Origin of the sequence: Thalassospira sp. (assembly GCF_040218635.1) — a bacterium.
Taxonomy (GTDB): Bacteria; Pseudomonadota; Alphaproteobacteria; order Rhodospirillales; family Thalassospiraceae; genus Thalassospira.
On the sequence record NZ_JAVJRB010000012.1, the window covers coordinates 653,978 to 668,734 of the forward strand.

Sequence of the window (14,757 nt, forward strand, 5' to 3'; positions counted from 1 at the left end):
AAAACAGACTGCCAAATCACAGGTGAATTACAAGTGTGCGGCAGTGCGGGTTTTTAATCCTTCCGTCGCATTGCACAGTGGGGGGCTTTCTGCCATTATCCGAGCATAACGCCGGAAGGCAGAATGGATCTTTGGAGATTGAAGTTATGGGTATTGGCGTTTGGCAAATCGTTCTGATTCTTGCGATTGTCCTGATCATCTTTGGCGCAGGTAAACTGCCGAAAGTGATGGGTGATATGGGTAAAGGAATCAAGAGCTTCAAAGCTGGCATTAATGAAAAAGAAGAAGAAGATGTAGCCGCTTCGGCCAAGACCATCGAAAACACGACCTCTGCATCGGTTTCTTCCGAGAGCAAAGACAAGGATTCCGTGAAATCCTGATCGTCTGTCGGGTTTCCTTCAGATAGGCGTGTCAAATGTTTGATATCGGCTGGACCGAAATGGCTCTTGTGGCCGTCGTCGCATTGTTTGTCGTCGGCCCCAAAGAGTTACCGCATCTTCTCTACAAGTTAGCTGGGTACTGGAAAAAAGTGCGCGGAATGGCGCGCGAATTCCAAAGCGGCATTGATGACATCATTCGTGAAGCTGAACTTGATGACTTACGCAAACAGGTCACCAGTGCTCCGACCAGTGCAACTGACTTTGTAGAGAAAAATATCGGCTCTACCAAAAGCGATGACAAGGCAAAGGAAAAGAGCAGCAAGGCAGCTTCAGATAAACCATCTGAAGATAAAAGCCCGGCTGAAAAACCTGCTGCCAAATCATCCGCTGGCGAGAGCAAAAAGAATGACCACCCGGAGAGCCAGGCGTGAACATGCAAGCGCATGACAGACAGATGCCCATTATGGAGCATCTGATAGAGCTGAGAAATCGCCTGACCTGGGCAGTTCTGGCACTCTTTATCACTTTTGCTGTCTGCTATTATTTCGTCGAGGATATTTATGGTTTCCTCGTGCGGCCACTGGCAGATATCATGGGCCCGGACCGGCGCATGATCTATACGGCTTTGACCGAAGTGTTCTTCACCTATGTCAAAGTATCGTTCTTTGCTGCACTTTTTGTCTCTGCCCCCGTGTTTCTGGGGCAGTTTTGGGCATTTGTCGCACCAGGTCTTTATAAGAATGAACGTTCGGCATTCATGCCGTTCTTGTTCGCGACCCCGGTCTTGTTCCTTATGGGTGGGGCTCTGGTTTATTACCTGATCATGCCATTGGCCTGGAAATTCTTCCTGAGTTTCGAACAGGCAGGTGGCGCATCAAATCTTGCGATTCAGCTTGAAGCCAAGGTCGGGGAATACCTGTCTTTGGTGATGAAGCTGATCTTTGCCTTTGGGCTTTGTTTCCAGCTGCCAGTCTTGCTGACACTCATGGCGCGGGCAGGCATCGTTACAGCAGATAGCTTAGCCAAGCGTCGTAAATATGCGGTTGTGATCGCCTTTGTGTTTGCTGCGGTTTTAACACCACCTGACCTGATTTCTCAGGTTGGTTTGGGTATTCCGATTATTATCCTTTATGAAATCTCCATCATCATGGCGCGGTTCTCTGAGCGCAAACGCGCCAAGCGTGAAGCCGAAGAGGGCGACGACGAGGATGAAGATGACAGTGATAATGCGGAAACGTCGTCTGAAACTGCTGTCGCAACATCAGATGATGCCGTTGATGAGCAAGGAGCTGCTGCTGCATCCTATGATGACGGTCTGACTTCCTTGACCAGATCATCCGAAGATGATGGTTCTCCGCGTTTGTCCGGACCTTCGCGAAACGATGACGGTGAGGATGATTTCAATAACGCTCGTTAATTGAAAATCTTGACCGAAAACGTCCGATTTGGCAGGGTGGACCTTGTGTCCGCCCCGTCGTATAAAGCCACAAATAGTTGACTGACAGGGTGCTGTTCGATGCACGACATTAAATGGATTCGGGACAATCCCGAGGCTTTTGACGCAGCAATGGCTGCGCGCAAACAGGAAATCACTGCAGAACGTCTGATGAATATCGACGTTGAGCGCCGCAAACTGATGACCGAACATCAGGAAATGCTGGCACGCCGCAAAACGATTTCCGGTGAAATTGGCAAGCTTCGCAAAAATGGCGAAAATGCTGATGATCTCATGGCCGAAATGGGCACGCTAAAGGACAAGATCAAAGAAGCAGAAGACGGGCAGGCAAGCCTGAATGAGCAGCTTGATCTGTTGTTGTCATCATTCCCGAATGTTCTCGATGTGGAAGTTCCGATCGGCGCAGATGAAGATGATAACGTTGAAGTCAATCGCTGGGGTACGCCCGGTGAATACGATTTTCAGCCGATGGAACATTTCGAGATCGGTGAAAAACTTGGCATGATGGATTTCGAAACCGCAGCAAAGCTGTCGGGTTCGCGGTTTGTCATTCTGCGGGGCGGATTGGCCAAACTTGAACGTGCTCTGTCACAGTTCATGATTGACCTTCACACCAATGAACATGGTTATGAAGAAACCACCACCCCTATGCTGGTGCGTGACGATGCGATGTTTGGCACCGGTCAATTGCCGAAATTTGCCGAAGATTCGTTTAAAACCACCAATGATTACTGGCTGATCCCGACATCGGAAGTCACTCTTACCAATCAGGTGGCTGGCGATATCATTGATCAGGCCAAACTGCCGCTGCGCTATACCGCGCTGACCCAGTGTTTCCGATCTGAAGCCGGTTCTGCCGGGCGTGATACTCGTGGCATGATCCGTCAACACCAGTTCTCAAAGGTTGAGATGGTGTCAGTGGTTGAGGCAGAGAAATCTGACGAAGAACTGACCCGCAAGACCCGCTGCGCGGAAACGGTGCTGGAACGCCTTGGTCTTCCGTACCGGACGGTTATTCTGTGTACTGGGGATATTGGGTTCTCGGCGTGTAAAACCTATGACATCGAGGTTTGGTTGCCGGGGCAGGGCAAGTACCGCGAAATTTCTTCTTGCTCGAATACCCGTGATTTCCAGGCCCGCCGGATGAATGCACGCTACCGCGCTGCCGGTGATAAAAAGACCCAGTTTGTTCACACGTTGAACGGTTCGGGGCTTGCTGTTGGTCGCTGCTTGATTGCGGTGATGGAAAACTATCAGCAGGCTGATGGTTCGATCCGGGTTCCCGATGTGCTCAAACCCTATATGGGTGGGCTTGAGGTTATCTCAGCGCGTTAAGGCATGACGGCATGATTGATCTGACCAACGCACGTATCCTGATCAGCAATGATGACGGCATTGATGCGCCGGGGATTAAGCTGCTTGAACGGCTTGCGCGGGAATTTTCCGACGATGTGTGGGTCATAGCACCTTCTATGGAACAAAGCGGTGCAGGGCATTCATTGACCCTGCGCCGCCCATTGCGCATCCACAAGCGCGATGAACGTCATTATGCCGTTGATGGGACTCCAACCGATTGCGTGCTTTTGGGCCTGCAACAGGTGATGCGTGAAACCCCGCCCGATATTGTTCTGTCCGGGATTAACCGGGGTGGGAACCTTGGCGAAGATGTCACGTATTCCGGTACTGTCGCAGCCGCAATGGAAGCGACATTGTTAGATGTACCGGCCATTGCCTTTTCCCAGTATTTTTCTGGTGAAATGATTGACTGGACGGTTGCTGAAAAACACCTGACCAACGTTGTCGCCACCTTGGTCAAAACCAGTTGGCCCAAGGGTGTTCTGATTAATGTTAACTTCCCGGAACAAGAAGCCCGTGGTGGCGCACGCGTTCAAATTGCGACCCAGGGGCAACGTAAGATCGGTGATCATATTGCCGAACGTCTTGATCCACGTGGGGAACCTTATTACTGGGTCGGGGAGATCCTGTCAGAACTGCCAGAAGATCCAAATGCGGATTTGCGCGTCATTGAACAAGGCAACATTTCCGTGACCCCAATCAGTCTGGATTTCACCCATTACGAAACATATGACAAACTGACGAAAGCATTTCCGTGAACGATCCGGTCATTACGCGTGAAACAAAAATAGCTGATTTGCTTCAGACGCTTCGCCACGATGGAATTCATGACGAAACGGTTTTAAGCGCACTGGCTGACATCCCACGGGAATCATTTGTTGCGGAGCCGTTTGTTGAGCGTGCCTGGGAAAATGTCGCCTTGCCCATCAGCAAGGGTCAGACGATTTCGCAACCCTATATTGTTGCCCTGATGACGCAGGCACTTGAGCTTAATGATCGGATGAAGGTTCTTGAGGTCGGGACGGGATCGGGCTATCAGGCTGCCATATTGGCGAAGCTTGCCCGCCGTGTTTATACGCTTGAACGTCACAAACCGCTTTTACGCGAAGCCGAAGAAAAGTTCCGTGAACTTGGTCTTCATACCATTTCTACCCTGCATGCGGATGGTGGACTTGGTTGGAAAGCGCAGGCACCTTTTGACCGGATTATTGTAACGGCGGCCGCTCAGGATGTTCCGCCTGTTCTGGTTGATCAATTGGCCATTGGCGGGATCATGGTTGTACCGGTGGGCGAGGTATCGCATACGCAACTTTTACTGCGCGTCCTGCGCACACCAAGTGGTGTAGAGGTTACCGAATTGATGCCGGTAAGATTTGTTCCGATGCTGCCGGGTACCGAAGAATTCTAGTAAAATTCCATCCGTGAACTTGTTCTTTTTCCAGCAGATGCTTACCGATTGTTAACCGCTGATCGTGGACAATCACGATCATGATGGAAAATTGTGTCAAACGGGTTGTTCAAAGCGGAAGGACTCTGCTGCTTGTCTTTACGACAAGCGCAGTGCTGAGCGGCTGTTTGCTAAATTCTGTGCCGGTTCCGGTCGTCTATGGCGATGGTGCAAGCTATAGCCCCTATAGCATGCCGAAACTGAAAAACGGCGAACGGGTCATTACCGTTGAGCCGGGCGATACTGTTTCAGAACTTGCGTCGCGTTACAAAATGGATTTTGCGCAGTTCACATCGCGCAACGATCTTCGCAAACCTTATGTGATTTATCCGGGACAACGATTGGTCCTGCCACCGTGGTCTGCAGATTATGACAGCACGGCCCCGATGGCTGTGGCGTCAAACAGATCGAGTTCGCAGACGAAAACAGTCACAATTGGCGGTAAACGACAGGTCGTTAGTGTTACACTCAAAGAACCTGAAGCATCACCAGTAAATCGGACAGTTGCGCAAGCTACCCGCGTTGCGCCATCCGGCGGCGGTAGTATTCCAACACCAGGGATCAAGCCACAGGATTACGCAGCGGTTGCGGCCCGTGAAATGGCATCCGAACGAACGTGGCAAGTGGCAAGTAGTGATGGCGATACACCGATTGCCGGTCAGGGAAGCTCTTTACGCAAAGATGTCGTGATCGCCGAACCAGCCAACCGCAAAGGTTTTATCTGGCCGGTGCAGGGGAAGGTTGTTCTAAAATACGGGGCAAGTACCGGCGGTCTGTTTAATGACGGGATCAATATTCAGGCCAACCGCGGTAGTCCGATTCTTGCAGCTGAAAACGGCGTTGTGACATATGTCGGCAATGAGTTGCGCGGCTTTGGCAATCTGATACTGATCAAGCATGCAGATAACTACGTAACGGCCTATGCCCATACAGAAAACCCGTTGGTCGCACGTGGTGATGTTGTGACGCGGGGGCAACGAATCTCAAGTGTCGGGACCACGGGGGCTGTAACGTTCCCGCAACTTCATTTCGAAGTGCGCCGGGGTCGAAAATCATCAGATCCGATGCAATATCTGCCAAGCGTGATGGTTTCCCGCTAATGAAAACACCCGGACCAATTTCCGGGTGTTTTCGTATGCGAATTGCGAATTAGACTGTGGTCCTAATCAATGGTCCTGCCCAGCTCACCGGCAATTTCCTGAATGAATTGCCAAGCGACACGACCAGAACGGCTACCACGGGTAACTGTCCATTCTTTGGCCCGTGCGTGCAGTTCTTCGATTGGCATGTCCAGTTTGAACTCTTTGGCATACCCTTCGATAATTTCGAAATAAACGTCTTGCGAAATGTTGTGGAATCCAAGCCACAAGCCAAAACGGTCTGAAAGCGATACCTTTTCTTCGACGGCTTCGGACGGGTTGATTGCCGTGGATCGCTCGTTTTCGATCATGTCGCGTGCCATCAGATGGCGACGGTTTGACGTGGCATAAAAGATTACGTTCTTCGGGCGACCTTCAATGCCACCTTCAAGAACAGCCTTTAGCGACTTATAGCTTTGATCTTGCATATCAAACGATAAATCATCACAGAAAAGAACTGTCTTTCGACCGCTTTCCTGCAAGATATGCAAAAGTTCGGGCAGGCTTGGAATATCTTCCCGATGAATTTCGACCAATGCCAAGGCTGCGGGGCGTTCCAAGTTGATCTTGGCATGCATGGCCTTGACAATCGAACTCTTGCCGGTGCCACGTGCGCCCCACAAAAGGGCGTTGTTGGCCGGCAGGCCATCGGTAAATCGTTTGGTATTGTTATAAAGAATTTCTTTTTGCTGGCCGATTCCCTGCAACAGGCTGATATCAATGCGATTAACATTGCGTACGGGCTGCAGGTAACTGGTCTCAGCCTGCCAGACGAAAGCATCCGCAGCACTCAGGTCGTTTTCGGTGCGCGCAGGTGGAGCCATGCGCTCAAGTGCTGTCGCAATTCTTTCAAGTGTCGGCAATAACTTATCAAAATCGGTATTCATTGAAGCCTCTTGGATGTTTCTTATTCTTGGGTGACATGGGCTAGGGACGGGGTGAGTTGTTTTACTGTTTCGCCCCATGATGGCCGGAAAGCTAGCATATCGAGGATAGAATAGAACAGCTTGTTGACAGTTCTTGACGCTAACACAGGGTGAACGAAGCCACACAGGACGTTATTTTCCTGTGAAAAATCCGGTTCGTCCTTGCTTTGACGTAGCACCCCGTTATATTCCGGCAGTTGATATTTTTTGTTCTGAGGAATTAGGAGTTCCTAATGTTTATTTCGACGGCTTACGCTCAGGCCGCTGGTGGTGCAGACGGTGCAGGCGCACTGATGCAGTTCGCGCCACTTATCCTGATTTTCGTTGTTTTCTATTTCCTGCTTATCCGTCCTCAGCAGAAAAAACAGAAAGAACATAAAGCAATGCTCGGGGCGATCCGCCGTGGCGACAAAATTGTCACTGCTGGTGGCCTGATCGGCACCGTTGCCAAAGTTATTGGTGATGATGAGCTGTCGGTCGAGATTGCTGATGGTGTCAAAGTTAAAGTGGCACGCGGTATGGTTTCGTCAGTACTGTCGAAAACCGAACCGGCCAAAAGTGACGCCAAAGACGATAAAGAAGAAGACGAAGAAGAGACCAAAAAAGATTGATCTCTTCGCGCTAAGTAAGGCGGGGCATATGGCTCCGCCTTCTTGCATTTTACCGGTGGCCTGAAGCGGTACAAAATACCCGTAGTTCCAATGATCTTGGAGCCAGACCAAGGTTGACCCAGACAGATCCGGTCAAAAAACACATGCTTTATTTTACAAAATGGAAAGTAGCACTGGTCCTTCTGGTGTGTGCTTTGGGCGTAATTTACGCCGCGCCAAACTTCCTGCCCTCGTCAGTTCTGCCGACAGGTGCCAGCTATTTGCCAAGCAAACAAGTCAGTCTTGGCTTGGACCTTCGTGGTGGCTCGCACATGCTGCTTGAGGTGGATACCGATAGCGTCTTGCGTGAACGATATGACGCACTGGCTGACACCATCCGTACCGAACTTCGCAAAGAGCAGATTCGCAATCGCCCACGCGAAGCTTCTTCAAATGGTGCTGAGATCACTGTTCTCAAACCTGAGGATGTTGAAAAGTCCCTTGAGATTGCGCGTGCGGCTGAGCCGAACACCGATGTAAGCAATGACGGGAACAACATCTTTGTTTCCTATAACGACCTTGCGCGTAAGGAACTGATCGACCGTGCAATTGCACAGTCGCTTGAAGTTGTCCGACGTCGTGTTGATGAACTTGGAACGACCGAACCGTCGATCCAGCGTCAGGGCGAAAACCGCATGGTTGTTCAGGTCCCCGGGCTTGATGATCCATCGCGCTTACGTGCGATCCTGGGGCGTACAGCAAAGATGAACTTCCATCTGGTCAATGCCGAGAAAACGGCTGCTGATGCGCGTGCAACGGGGCTTCCACCAGGAACCATGATCCTGCCATCGGCAGACGAAGGTGACAAAGCGGCTGGAATTCGTGAATATCTGATTGACCGTCGTGTTGTGGTTTCAGGCGATAACCTTGTTGATTCGCAGCCGACATTTAGCGATGGCCGTCCTGTTGTTTCATTCCGCTTTGATGCAGCCGGCGGTGCACGCTTTGGCGATGTCACCAGCAAAAGTGCCGGTCGTGGACTTGCGATTGTTCTTGATGGCGAGGTGATTTCTGCACCCCGCATCAATGAGCCGATCCTTGGTGGTAACGGTATCATCACTGGTCAGTTCAGCGTTCAGGAAGCCAACGATCTTTCATTGCTGCTGCGTGCCGGTGCATTGCCCGCACCGATGCAGATCCTTGAAGAACGTTCTGTTGGTCCCGGCCTTGGTCAGGATTCAGTGGAGGCAGGTGAAATTGCTGCTGTACTCGGTCTTGTCTTTGTTATTGCCTTTATGGTGATCAGCTATGGCCGGTTTGGCGTGTATGCCGATATTGCATTGATGATGAACCTGATCCTTGTGTTGGCGGTGATGTCTGTTCTTCAGGCAACGCTTACCTTGCCAGGTATTGCAGGTATCGTTCTGACAGTTGGTATGGCGGTTGACGCAAACGTTCTGATATTTGAGCGAATCCGTGAAGAACGGCGTAATGGTCGAACGATCATTAATGCGATTGATGCCGGGTATCGGAGTGCAATGTCGACCATTCTTGATGCCAACATCACCACGCTGATTGCAGCACTTGTACTGTTTAGCTTCGGTTCGGGCCCGATCAAGGGCTTTGCCGTCACGCTGGCAATCGGCATTATCACATCCATGTTCTCGGCGATTTGGCTGACCCGCCTGCTTATTGCAGTCTGGGTGAAGCGCAGTCGCCCGACTGAGCTGGTAATTTGAGGAAAGGAACAGGGAAGATATGAAACCTTTGCATCTTATCCCGGATGACGTGAACGTCCCGTTCCTCAAATTCCGGAAAATCTTCTATATCGTATCCTTGGTGATGGTGCTGGCATCTGTCGGCATGTTCTTTACCAAGGGGCTGAACTTCGGGATCGATTTCCGTGGGGGTATCCTTGTTGAAATCAAGACCAATGGCCCCGCAGATATCAACGGATTGCGTGACAATCTTGGAAGTCTTGGTCTTGGCGACATTTCGATCCAGGAATTTGGTGAACCAGACGATATCCTGATCCAGTTACAGCGTCAGGACGGTGATGAAAAAGCCCAGATGACGGCATTGGCGCAGCTTACAGAAGCCCTTGGCGAAGATGTGACCATCCGTCGCAGCGAACTGGTTGGTCCGAAAGTTGGCGGAGAGCTTAAAGAAGCCGGGTTCTATTCCGTCGTGATCTCGCTTCTTTTGATCATGATCTATATCTGGTTCCGGTTCGAATGGCAGTTTGCCGTCGCATCCGTAGTCGCACTTCTGCATGACGTTCTGATCACCATCGGGTTCTTTGTTGTCACGGGTGTTCAGTTTGATCTGGCCACGTTGGCTGCTGTTCTGACGGTTGCTGGTTATTCCATCAACGATACGGTTGTTGTGTTTGACCGTATCCGTGAATATCTGCGGAAGTTCCGCAAGATGGAAATTCCGGATCTTCTGGACCTTTCGATCAATTCGACACTGTCACGCACCACGATGACGTCATTCACCACATTGTTGGCGTTGATTGCACTGTTTGCGTTTGGTGGCGAAGCGATCCGTGGTTTCACGATGGCATTGATCTTTGGCATTGTGATCGGGACATATTCGTCGATTTGCGTGGCTTCGCCGCTTTTGGTGGTTTTGCGTCTTAAACGTAAAATTCCAGAAGCAGAAGAAGGCAAGGAAGTCGAAGCCTGATCACGAACTAATCGATCTAGAATTTGCAAGAAGGCCGGGGATGTGCGAAAACGCCCCGGCCTTTTTCTTTTGGTATTTTGCCGTAAATTGGCAGAATACTGCGTTCCAGCCGCAACGAGGTTTACCATGTCGCTTGAAGTCAGCCCGCTTATTGCCGAAGGCCGTAATTTGGTATCGAGTTATGGTGACGGACTGTTTCGGTTTGGCGATGAGGCAATTACCGGATCGGTTTTGCTGTTCCCGGAATCAATTTATTCGTGGAACGTTAAATCCATCGATGATGTCACCGTCGAATCATTCGCCCGCTTAATTGAAAAAGCAGATGAAGTCGAAATCCTGTTGCTTGGAATGGGACCTCGATTGAAGCCTGTTCCTTTGACGTGGCGTCAGGCCCTGAAGGAGCATGGGATTGTCATCGAACCGATGGATACCGGTGCAGCATGCCGAACTTACAATGTTCTGGTCGCAGAAGCCCGGCGTGTGGCCGCAGCCTTGATTGCGGTTTAATCCGCGATAATCGCCGTCAAACCCCAAATCGATATTATTGGGTAAAGAACCCCTGCAATTGCTGACGCACCTGTTTGACACTGGCAAATAATGCAGCCGGTCCAGGGGGATAATCCGCTGGAAACGAATCACCACATAAAAACAGGTTCTTCCATGGTGGTCGCAGACGATGCCGAAACGCCGCAAATCCCGGATTAAATTCCGGGAAGGGGGCTTCGGTATCGATGAAGCGAAAATTAGGGTAATCAACATCTTGGCCGTTCTGAGAACGCGCTTGCAGGTCCATATTCAAATATTGACTACATAGCCAGACGCAGCGTTTCCAAATGCGTTCAGCAAATTGATCAATTGTCCCGTCAGACGGTAAGTGAAAACTGCTGTTCAAGCTGACTTGGATATGGCGGCGGCTACAATAAATTGCCCGTACAATATCATCACTGATCAACAAGCATCTTGGTTCCGCGAACGATTGCCGGAGTTCAAACGCCATGGTTTGACGTCGTGCCGGGGCAGGCGGTATGCCGATATCCGGGACGGTATCGCATAAAGGGCGCGGGTGAAGTGCCAAAACAACTGCATCGTTGGGTTTTAGGACGATTTGCGTGTCATCATCAAACAAAAGATCCGTCGCATATTCTGATGTGCTGTCGATATCGCCCAGTTTGGTATAGGCGTTGATATTACCACCAGAAGTGATGAACCGTTCCCGAAGTGTCGGTAAGGCAATGTCGTTTAGAATGATCGGGTCAATGGCCGAAAAAACGGGTTCATGCGACTTCGATAGAAGGGAACGAAGGTTGGGGGCAAGAACGCGTGCCAGAAGCGCACTCGAACAGCGATGAGCCGGCATTGAAAACAATACTTCGGCAAGAACCGCCAATGCATCGCGATGATACGTACCGGGCTTGTTTGCTTGGTCATCAGGATCGAAATCACTGGGAAAGGACGAATTTCCAACACGTGTTTCTTCACTGGAAAACCGTTGATGCCAAAGGTTGATCGCGGTGATGGCGCGTAGAACAAATCCAAGTCGGCGTGCGACGAGTGCGTGGGCGATACCTTGATCAAGCTGTATCACAGCCGGTTTGCGGCGCCCGCGTTTCAGACCCATAACGCAATGTGCTGAGCGGATCAGTTTTGTTGGAATTTCAGGAAATCGGGCGAAATAATCTGCAACCAGTCCTTCTGGATCATAAAAGATTTCTGGTTCGGCTGTCTTATGGCTTTTGGGAGCCGTTTGCATGCCACGGGTCCAGCGGCTTTCAAACGGCTCGGCCTCGTCATACAAAGTTACGTCAACACCGTCTTCTGCCATCAATGTTGCAAGGGCCGCACCTGCCAAGCCGCCACCAATTACATGTAATCGCCCGGACGTGAAGGATGCCATATGCCTGCGCCATTTTAATTGTTATACAAAGGCCAGAAGTGCTTGGTTGCACGCTATAGTTTCGCAAATATCAAAAAATAACCTTAACAGCAGAATACGTTACAAGCCATGGATGAAATTACTACCGAACTCGACAGCCTGAATGAAGAAGTCATCGGTCAGATGAATAGCTGGATCGATATGCTTGGCGGCGGTGATGTCGGTAGATGGATTGGCGCCGTTTTGGTGCTGATTGCTTTCTTCATTTTCAAACGTGTTCTTGTCCGCGGCGCTATCAGTCTTTTGCGTCGGATTGCGCATCAGCGGGCGCAAAGCATGATCGCCAATGTCCTTGATGCCTTTGCCTTGCCGCTTCAGGCCCTTGTGATGCTGTTGGGCATATATCTGGCGATCGAATTGCTTGAATTGCCTGTTGGTATTGATAGCGCCCTTATCGAGATCATTGCTGTCGCCGCTTCGTTCTGTCTTTTCTGGGCATTCTTTCGGGCGGTTGAGCCTGTCGGCGTTTCATTCAACCGGTTTATCGGACGGTTTGGTGCCGGGCTTGGGGATGATCTTCGGCAGTTCTTCATTCGCGGGGTGAAAACCCTGATCGTTGTTATCGGCGGGGTAATTTTCCTTGAAAACTGGGGCATTGATGTCTCTGCTTTCTTGGGCGGTCTTGGTCTTGCCGGGATGGCGGTTGCGCTTGCAGCCAAGGATTCTGTTGCCAATATCTTTGGTGGTCTTACCATATTTGCAGATAATCTTTACAAACGTGGCGACTGGATCGAAACACCGCATTTTGAAGGAACGGTTGAAGTTGTCGGCCTTCGTGCAACAAAAGTTCGTACCTTTGCCAAGGCACTGGTGACCATGCCCAACGCGCAGATTGTTGACGCGCCAGTGATCAACTGGTCACGCATGACCCATCGGCGCATTAAAATGGTCATTGGCCTTGAATACCGAACAACGGCCAAGCAGATGGAAACCATCGTCGAGAACCTGCGCAGTTTCTTGCGGGATGACGATGATGTCGCCCAAACCGACGTTGTTCAAATGGTGCATCTGTCTGACTTTGGGGCAAGTTCGATCAATATTGATCTGTATTATTTTACCACCACAACGGACTGGGTTGTCTGGCGTGAAATACGCAATCGCCACATCATCGCATTTAAACGCATTGTAGAAGAAGAGGGCGCTGCCTTTGCCTTCCCGTCGCAATCGCTATATGTCGAAACCATGCCGGAAATGACATCCAACCCGAACGACGATCAATCTCGCACACGTCAGATCGGATAAGTAAGAATGACTGATATGCCAAAACTTTCCTACTGTGCGGACTTTGTTCGTCGCAATGATCGCGACCGTTTTTTGTGCGCGCTGTTTGCAGCACCGGAAAAACGTGAACATCTTTTCACGCTATATGCCTTTAATCAGGAAGTGTCGAAAACCCGCGAAATGGTCAGTGATGTCATGCTGGGGCATATCCGCCTGCAGTGGTGGCAGGATACCCTGACGGAGCTGGCAGAGGGCACAGTTCGCAAGCACGAGGTTGTCGAACCGATGGCGGAACTTCTGCAAAAAGGTTTGCTGTCGGTATCGGACCTTGAAGCTGTTGTTACCGCGCGTGAATTTGATCTGGAAGACCGCCAACCGGCCAATCAGCAGGAACTTGATCAGTATATTGACCAAACATCGGGGCAACTTTCCGTGTTTGCAGCGCGTCTTCTTGGTGCGACTGGCGAAGACGCCGAACATGCCGTACGTCTTGCAGGCAATGCCTATGGGCTGGTCGGGATCATGCGTGCGATGGTGTTCCATGGACGTGGTAAACGGCTTTATTTGCCCAAGGATCGCATGGAACATCACAGCGTTGGGCAAAGCGATATCTTTGAGTTTCGTAAAAAGGATGTAGTGCGTGCTTTAGCCCGTGAACTGGCGGAACTTGCACATGACCGTATAAGTGAAGCGCGCAAGCACCGCGCAGCTTTGCCTAAAAATGCACATGCTGCCGCTTTACCAGTTGTTCTGGCCGACGGATATCTTCGTAAACTGGCAAAGGCCAAGTTTGATCCGTTTTCGGCCGAGTTTGGCCTTGCCCGGCCAGCAAGCCTGCGATTGACGTTAAATGGTTTGTTTAAGCGATATTGAGCTTGCAGATTCTGGCGGCACTGGATATCGCAAAAATATCATCTACATTAATGATAAAGCATAAGACAGCTGTGTTCAGGACGTGGTAGCGTGATAACGCTTTGATTACACGGCGCAACATCGGTTTAACCACCGAAGGTGAGGATCCAAATGGCACATCCGAATGACAGGTTTGGAAAGCATTGGTTGCAGAATCTGATTTTTGTCGGACTGATCTGTTTGGTCGGACTGTCTCCCCGAATTGGTCAGGCTGAAAGCATTGATCCATTTGTTGGTATGTATCACGGTGAAACGATTGAACATGCCGAAGGTGAACTTCAGGCGCGTGACCTTGACGTGGTAATTGAGAAAACTGAACGGGGTTTTGTCGTTGATTGGTCAACAGTCATTCATAAGCCAGATGGCCGTGAAAAGAACGTTTCACTGAATATCGAATTTTATTCGACCGAGCGGCCTGACATCTATGGTAGTGCAATGCGTTCGGGCCTGTTTGGCAAACGCATTCCAAATGACCCGTTAAAGGGTGAGCCATTCTTTTGGGCGCGTATTGTTGATAAAACCCTGACCATCCATGCACTTTATATCACCGATGAAGGTGGTTACGAGATGCAGGTATATGAGCGTAAGCTTGATGGTGACGGGAACATGGATTTGGTGTTTAGACGTTTCCGCGACGGGGAACAAATTCGGGATGTTACTGGGAAACTGACGCGTCAGCCCAAGACCTATCCCTGACCACATCGATTGC

Annotated in this window: 16 protein-coding genes; 14 read left to right on the plus strand and 2 right to left on the minus strand. The window is 50.4% G+C overall.

The genetic code is table 11. The features are described from left to right. Positions 1-146: 146 nt before the first annotated feature. From tatA to RIC05_RS17005, 7 genes are all read left to right on the plus strand, one after another. Positions 147-380: a twin-arginine translocase TatA/TatE family subunit gene (gene tatA, locus RIC05_RS16975; RefSeq protein WP_350041581.1), complete on the plus strand. Its 234-nt coding sequence runs from the start codon at positions 147-149 to the stop codon at positions 378-380. Between the two features lie 35 nt (positions 381-415). Beyond that, positions 416-811 carry a Sec-independent protein translocase protein TatB gene (gene tatB / locus RIC05_RS16980; RefSeq protein WP_350045799.1) on the plus strand — a complete coding sequence of 132 codons (396 nt, stop codon included), beginning with the start codon at positions 416-418 and terminating at the stop codon, positions 809-811. A gap of 2 nt (positions 812-813) precedes the next feature. After that, positions 814-1,797, plus strand: a complete 984-nt coding sequence (gene tatC, locus RIC05_RS16985) for a twin-arginine translocase subunit TatC (protein WP_350046143.1) — start codon at positions 814-816, stop codon at positions 1,795-1,797. Positions 1,798-1,896: 99 nt separating this feature from the next. Continuing rightward, positions 1,897-3,171 (plus strand): serine--tRNA ligase, encoded by a 1,275-nt coding sequence (gene serS, locus RIC05_RS16990; protein WP_350045800.1) that lies wholly within the window; start codon positions 1,897-1,899, stop codon positions 3,169-3,171. An 11-nt stretch (positions 3,172-3,182) separates the two neighbouring features. After that, on the plus strand, positions 3,183-3,950 hold the full coding sequence (surE, locus tag RIC05_RS16995) for a 5'/3'-nucleotidase SurE (protein WP_350045801.1): 768 nt from the start codon (positions 3,183-3,185) through the stop codon (positions 3,948-3,950). After that, positions 3,947-4,600 (plus strand): protein-L-isoaspartate(D-aspartate) O-methyltransferase, encoded by a 654-nt coding sequence (locus tag RIC05_RS17000; RefSeq protein ID WP_350045802.1) that lies wholly within the window; start codon positions 3,947-3,949, stop codon positions 4,598-4,600. Before surE ends, RIC05_RS17000 begins: the two co-directional genes overlap by 4 nt. 80 nt (positions 4,601-4,680) lie before the next feature. After that, complete coding sequence (locus RIC05_RS17005; protein WP_350045803.1) at positions 4,681-5,739, plus strand: peptidoglycan DD-metalloendopeptidase family protein; 1,059 nt, start codon at positions 4,681-4,683, stop codon at positions 5,737-5,739. A gap of 62 nt (positions 5,740-5,801) precedes the next feature. Here the strand turns inward: RIC05_RS17005 and RIC05_RS17010 are convergent, their stop codons facing one another. Continuing rightward, a complete protein-coding gene (locus tag RIC05_RS17010) occupies positions 5,802-6,665 on the minus strand; it encodes an ATP-binding protein (protein WP_350045804.1) in 864 nt (287 codons plus the stop codon). Between the two features lie 272 nt (positions 6,666-6,937). Here RIC05_RS17010 and yajC point away from each other — a divergent pair, with 272 nt between their 5' ends. From yajC to RIC05_RS17030, 4 genes are all read left to right on the plus strand, one after another. Then, complete coding sequence (gene yajC, locus RIC05_RS17015; RefSeq protein WP_350045805.1) at positions 6,938-7,315, plus strand: preprotein translocase subunit YajC; 378 nt, start codon at positions 6,938-6,940, stop codon at positions 7,313-7,315. Between the two features lie 143 nt (positions 7,316-7,458). Further along, complete coding sequence (secD, locus tag RIC05_RS17020; RefSeq protein ID WP_350045806.1) at positions 7,459-9,033, plus strand: protein translocase subunit SecD; 1,575 nt, start codon at positions 7,459-7,461, stop codon at positions 9,031-9,033. A gap of 19 nt (positions 9,034-9,052) precedes the next feature. Then, positions 9,053-9,982 carry a protein translocase subunit SecF gene (gene secF, locus RIC05_RS17025; RefSeq protein WP_350045807.1) on the plus strand — a complete coding sequence of 310 codons (930 nt, stop codon included), beginning with the start codon at positions 9,053-9,055 and terminating at the stop codon, positions 9,980-9,982. Between the two features lie 126 nt (positions 9,983-10,108). Next, a complete protein-coding gene (locus RIC05_RS17030) occupies positions 10,109-10,489 on the plus strand; it encodes an Mth938-like domain-containing protein (RefSeq protein WP_350045808.1) in 381 nt (126 codons plus the stop codon). Positions 10,490-10,523: 34 nt separating this feature from the next. Here RIC05_RS17030 and RIC05_RS17035 read toward each other — a convergent pair whose 3' ends face one another. Further along, positions 10,524-11,876 carry an NAD(P)-binding protein gene (locus RIC05_RS17035; protein WP_350045809.1) on the minus strand — a complete coding sequence of 451 codons (1,353 nt, stop codon included), beginning with the start codon at positions 11,874-11,876 and terminating at the stop codon, positions 10,524-10,526. Between the two features lie 108 nt (positions 11,877-11,984). Here RIC05_RS17035 and RIC05_RS17040 point away from each other — a divergent pair, with 108 nt between their 5' ends. The 3 genes from RIC05_RS17040 to RIC05_RS17050 all read left to right on the plus strand — a co-directional run bounded on the left by RIC05_RS17040 (position 11,985) and on the right by RIC05_RS17050 (position 14,744). Continuing rightward, a complete protein-coding gene (locus tag RIC05_RS17040) occupies positions 11,985-13,157 on the plus strand; it encodes a mechanosensitive ion channel family protein (protein WP_350045810.1) in 1,173 nt (390 codons plus the stop codon). A gap of 6 nt (positions 13,158-13,163) precedes the next feature. Then, a complete protein-coding gene (locus tag RIC05_RS17045; RefSeq protein ID WP_350045811.1) occupies positions 13,164-14,009 on the plus strand; it encodes a phytoene/squalene synthase family protein in 846 nt (281 codons plus the stop codon). A gap of 186 nt (positions 14,010-14,195) precedes the next feature. Beyond that, the gene (locus tag RIC05_RS17050; protein ID WP_350040639.1) at positions 14,196-14,744 is read left to right on the plus strand and encodes a hypothetical protein; all 549 of its coding nucleotides are present in this window, start codon (positions 14,196-14,198) and stop codon (positions 14,742-14,744) included. The last annotated feature ends 13 nt before the right edge of the window (positions 14,745-14,757 follow it).

What these genes read in the sequence shown, in the direction of transcription:
- tatA (WP_350041581.1), top strand. Translation starts at nt 147, where the DNA reads ATGGGTATTGGCGTTTGGCAAATCGTTCTGATTCTTGCGATTGTCCTG.
- tatB (WP_350045799.1), top strand. Translation starts at nt 416, where the DNA reads ATGTTTGATATCGGCTGGACCGAAATGGCTCTTGTGGCCGTCGTCGCA.
- tatC (WP_350046143.1), top strand. Translation starts at nt 814, where the DNA reads ATGCAAGCGCATGACAGACAGATGCCCATTATGGAGCATCTGATAGAG.
- serS (WP_350045800.1), top strand. Translation starts at nt 1,897, where the DNA reads ATGCACGACATTAAATGGATTCGGGACAATCCCGAGGCTTTTGACGCA.
- surE (WP_350045801.1), top strand. Translation starts at nt 3,183, where the DNA reads ATGATTGATCTGACCAACGCACGTATCCTGATCAGCAATGATGACGGC.
- RIC05_RS17005 (WP_350045803.1), top strand. Translation starts at nt 4,681, where the DNA reads ATGATGGAAAATTGTGTCAAACGGGTTGTTCAAAGCGGAAGGACTCTG.
- RIC05_RS17010 (WP_350045804.1), bottom strand. Translation starts at nt 6,665, where the DNA reads ATGAATACCGATTTTGATAAGTTATTGCCGACACTTGAAAGAATTGCG.
- yajC (WP_350045805.1), top strand. Translation starts at nt 6,938, where the DNA reads ATGTTTATTTCGACGGCTTACGCTCAGGCCGCTGGTGGTGCAGACGGT.
- secD (WP_350045806.1), top strand. Translation starts at nt 7,459, where the DNA reads ATGCTTTATTTTACAAAATGGAAAGTAGCACTGGTCCTTCTGGTGTGT.
- secF (WP_350045807.1), top strand. Translation starts at nt 9,053, where the DNA reads ATGAAACCTTTGCATCTTATCCCGGATGACGTGAACGTCCCGTTCCTC.
- RIC05_RS17030 (WP_350045808.1), top strand. Translation starts at nt 10,109, where the DNA reads ATGTCGCTTGAAGTCAGCCCGCTTATTGCCGAAGGCCGTAATTTGGTA.
- RIC05_RS17035 (WP_350045809.1), bottom strand. Translation starts at nt 11,876, where the DNA reads ATGGCATCCTTCACGTCCGGGCGATTACATGTAATTGGTGGCGGCTTG.
- RIC05_RS17040 (WP_350045810.1), top strand. Translation starts at nt 11,985, where the DNA reads ATGGATGAAATTACTACCGAACTCGACAGCCTGAATGAAGAAGTCATC.
- RIC05_RS17045 (WP_350045811.1), top strand. Translation starts at nt 13,164, where the DNA reads ATGACTGATATGCCAAAACTTTCCTACTGTGCGGACTTTGTTCGTCGC.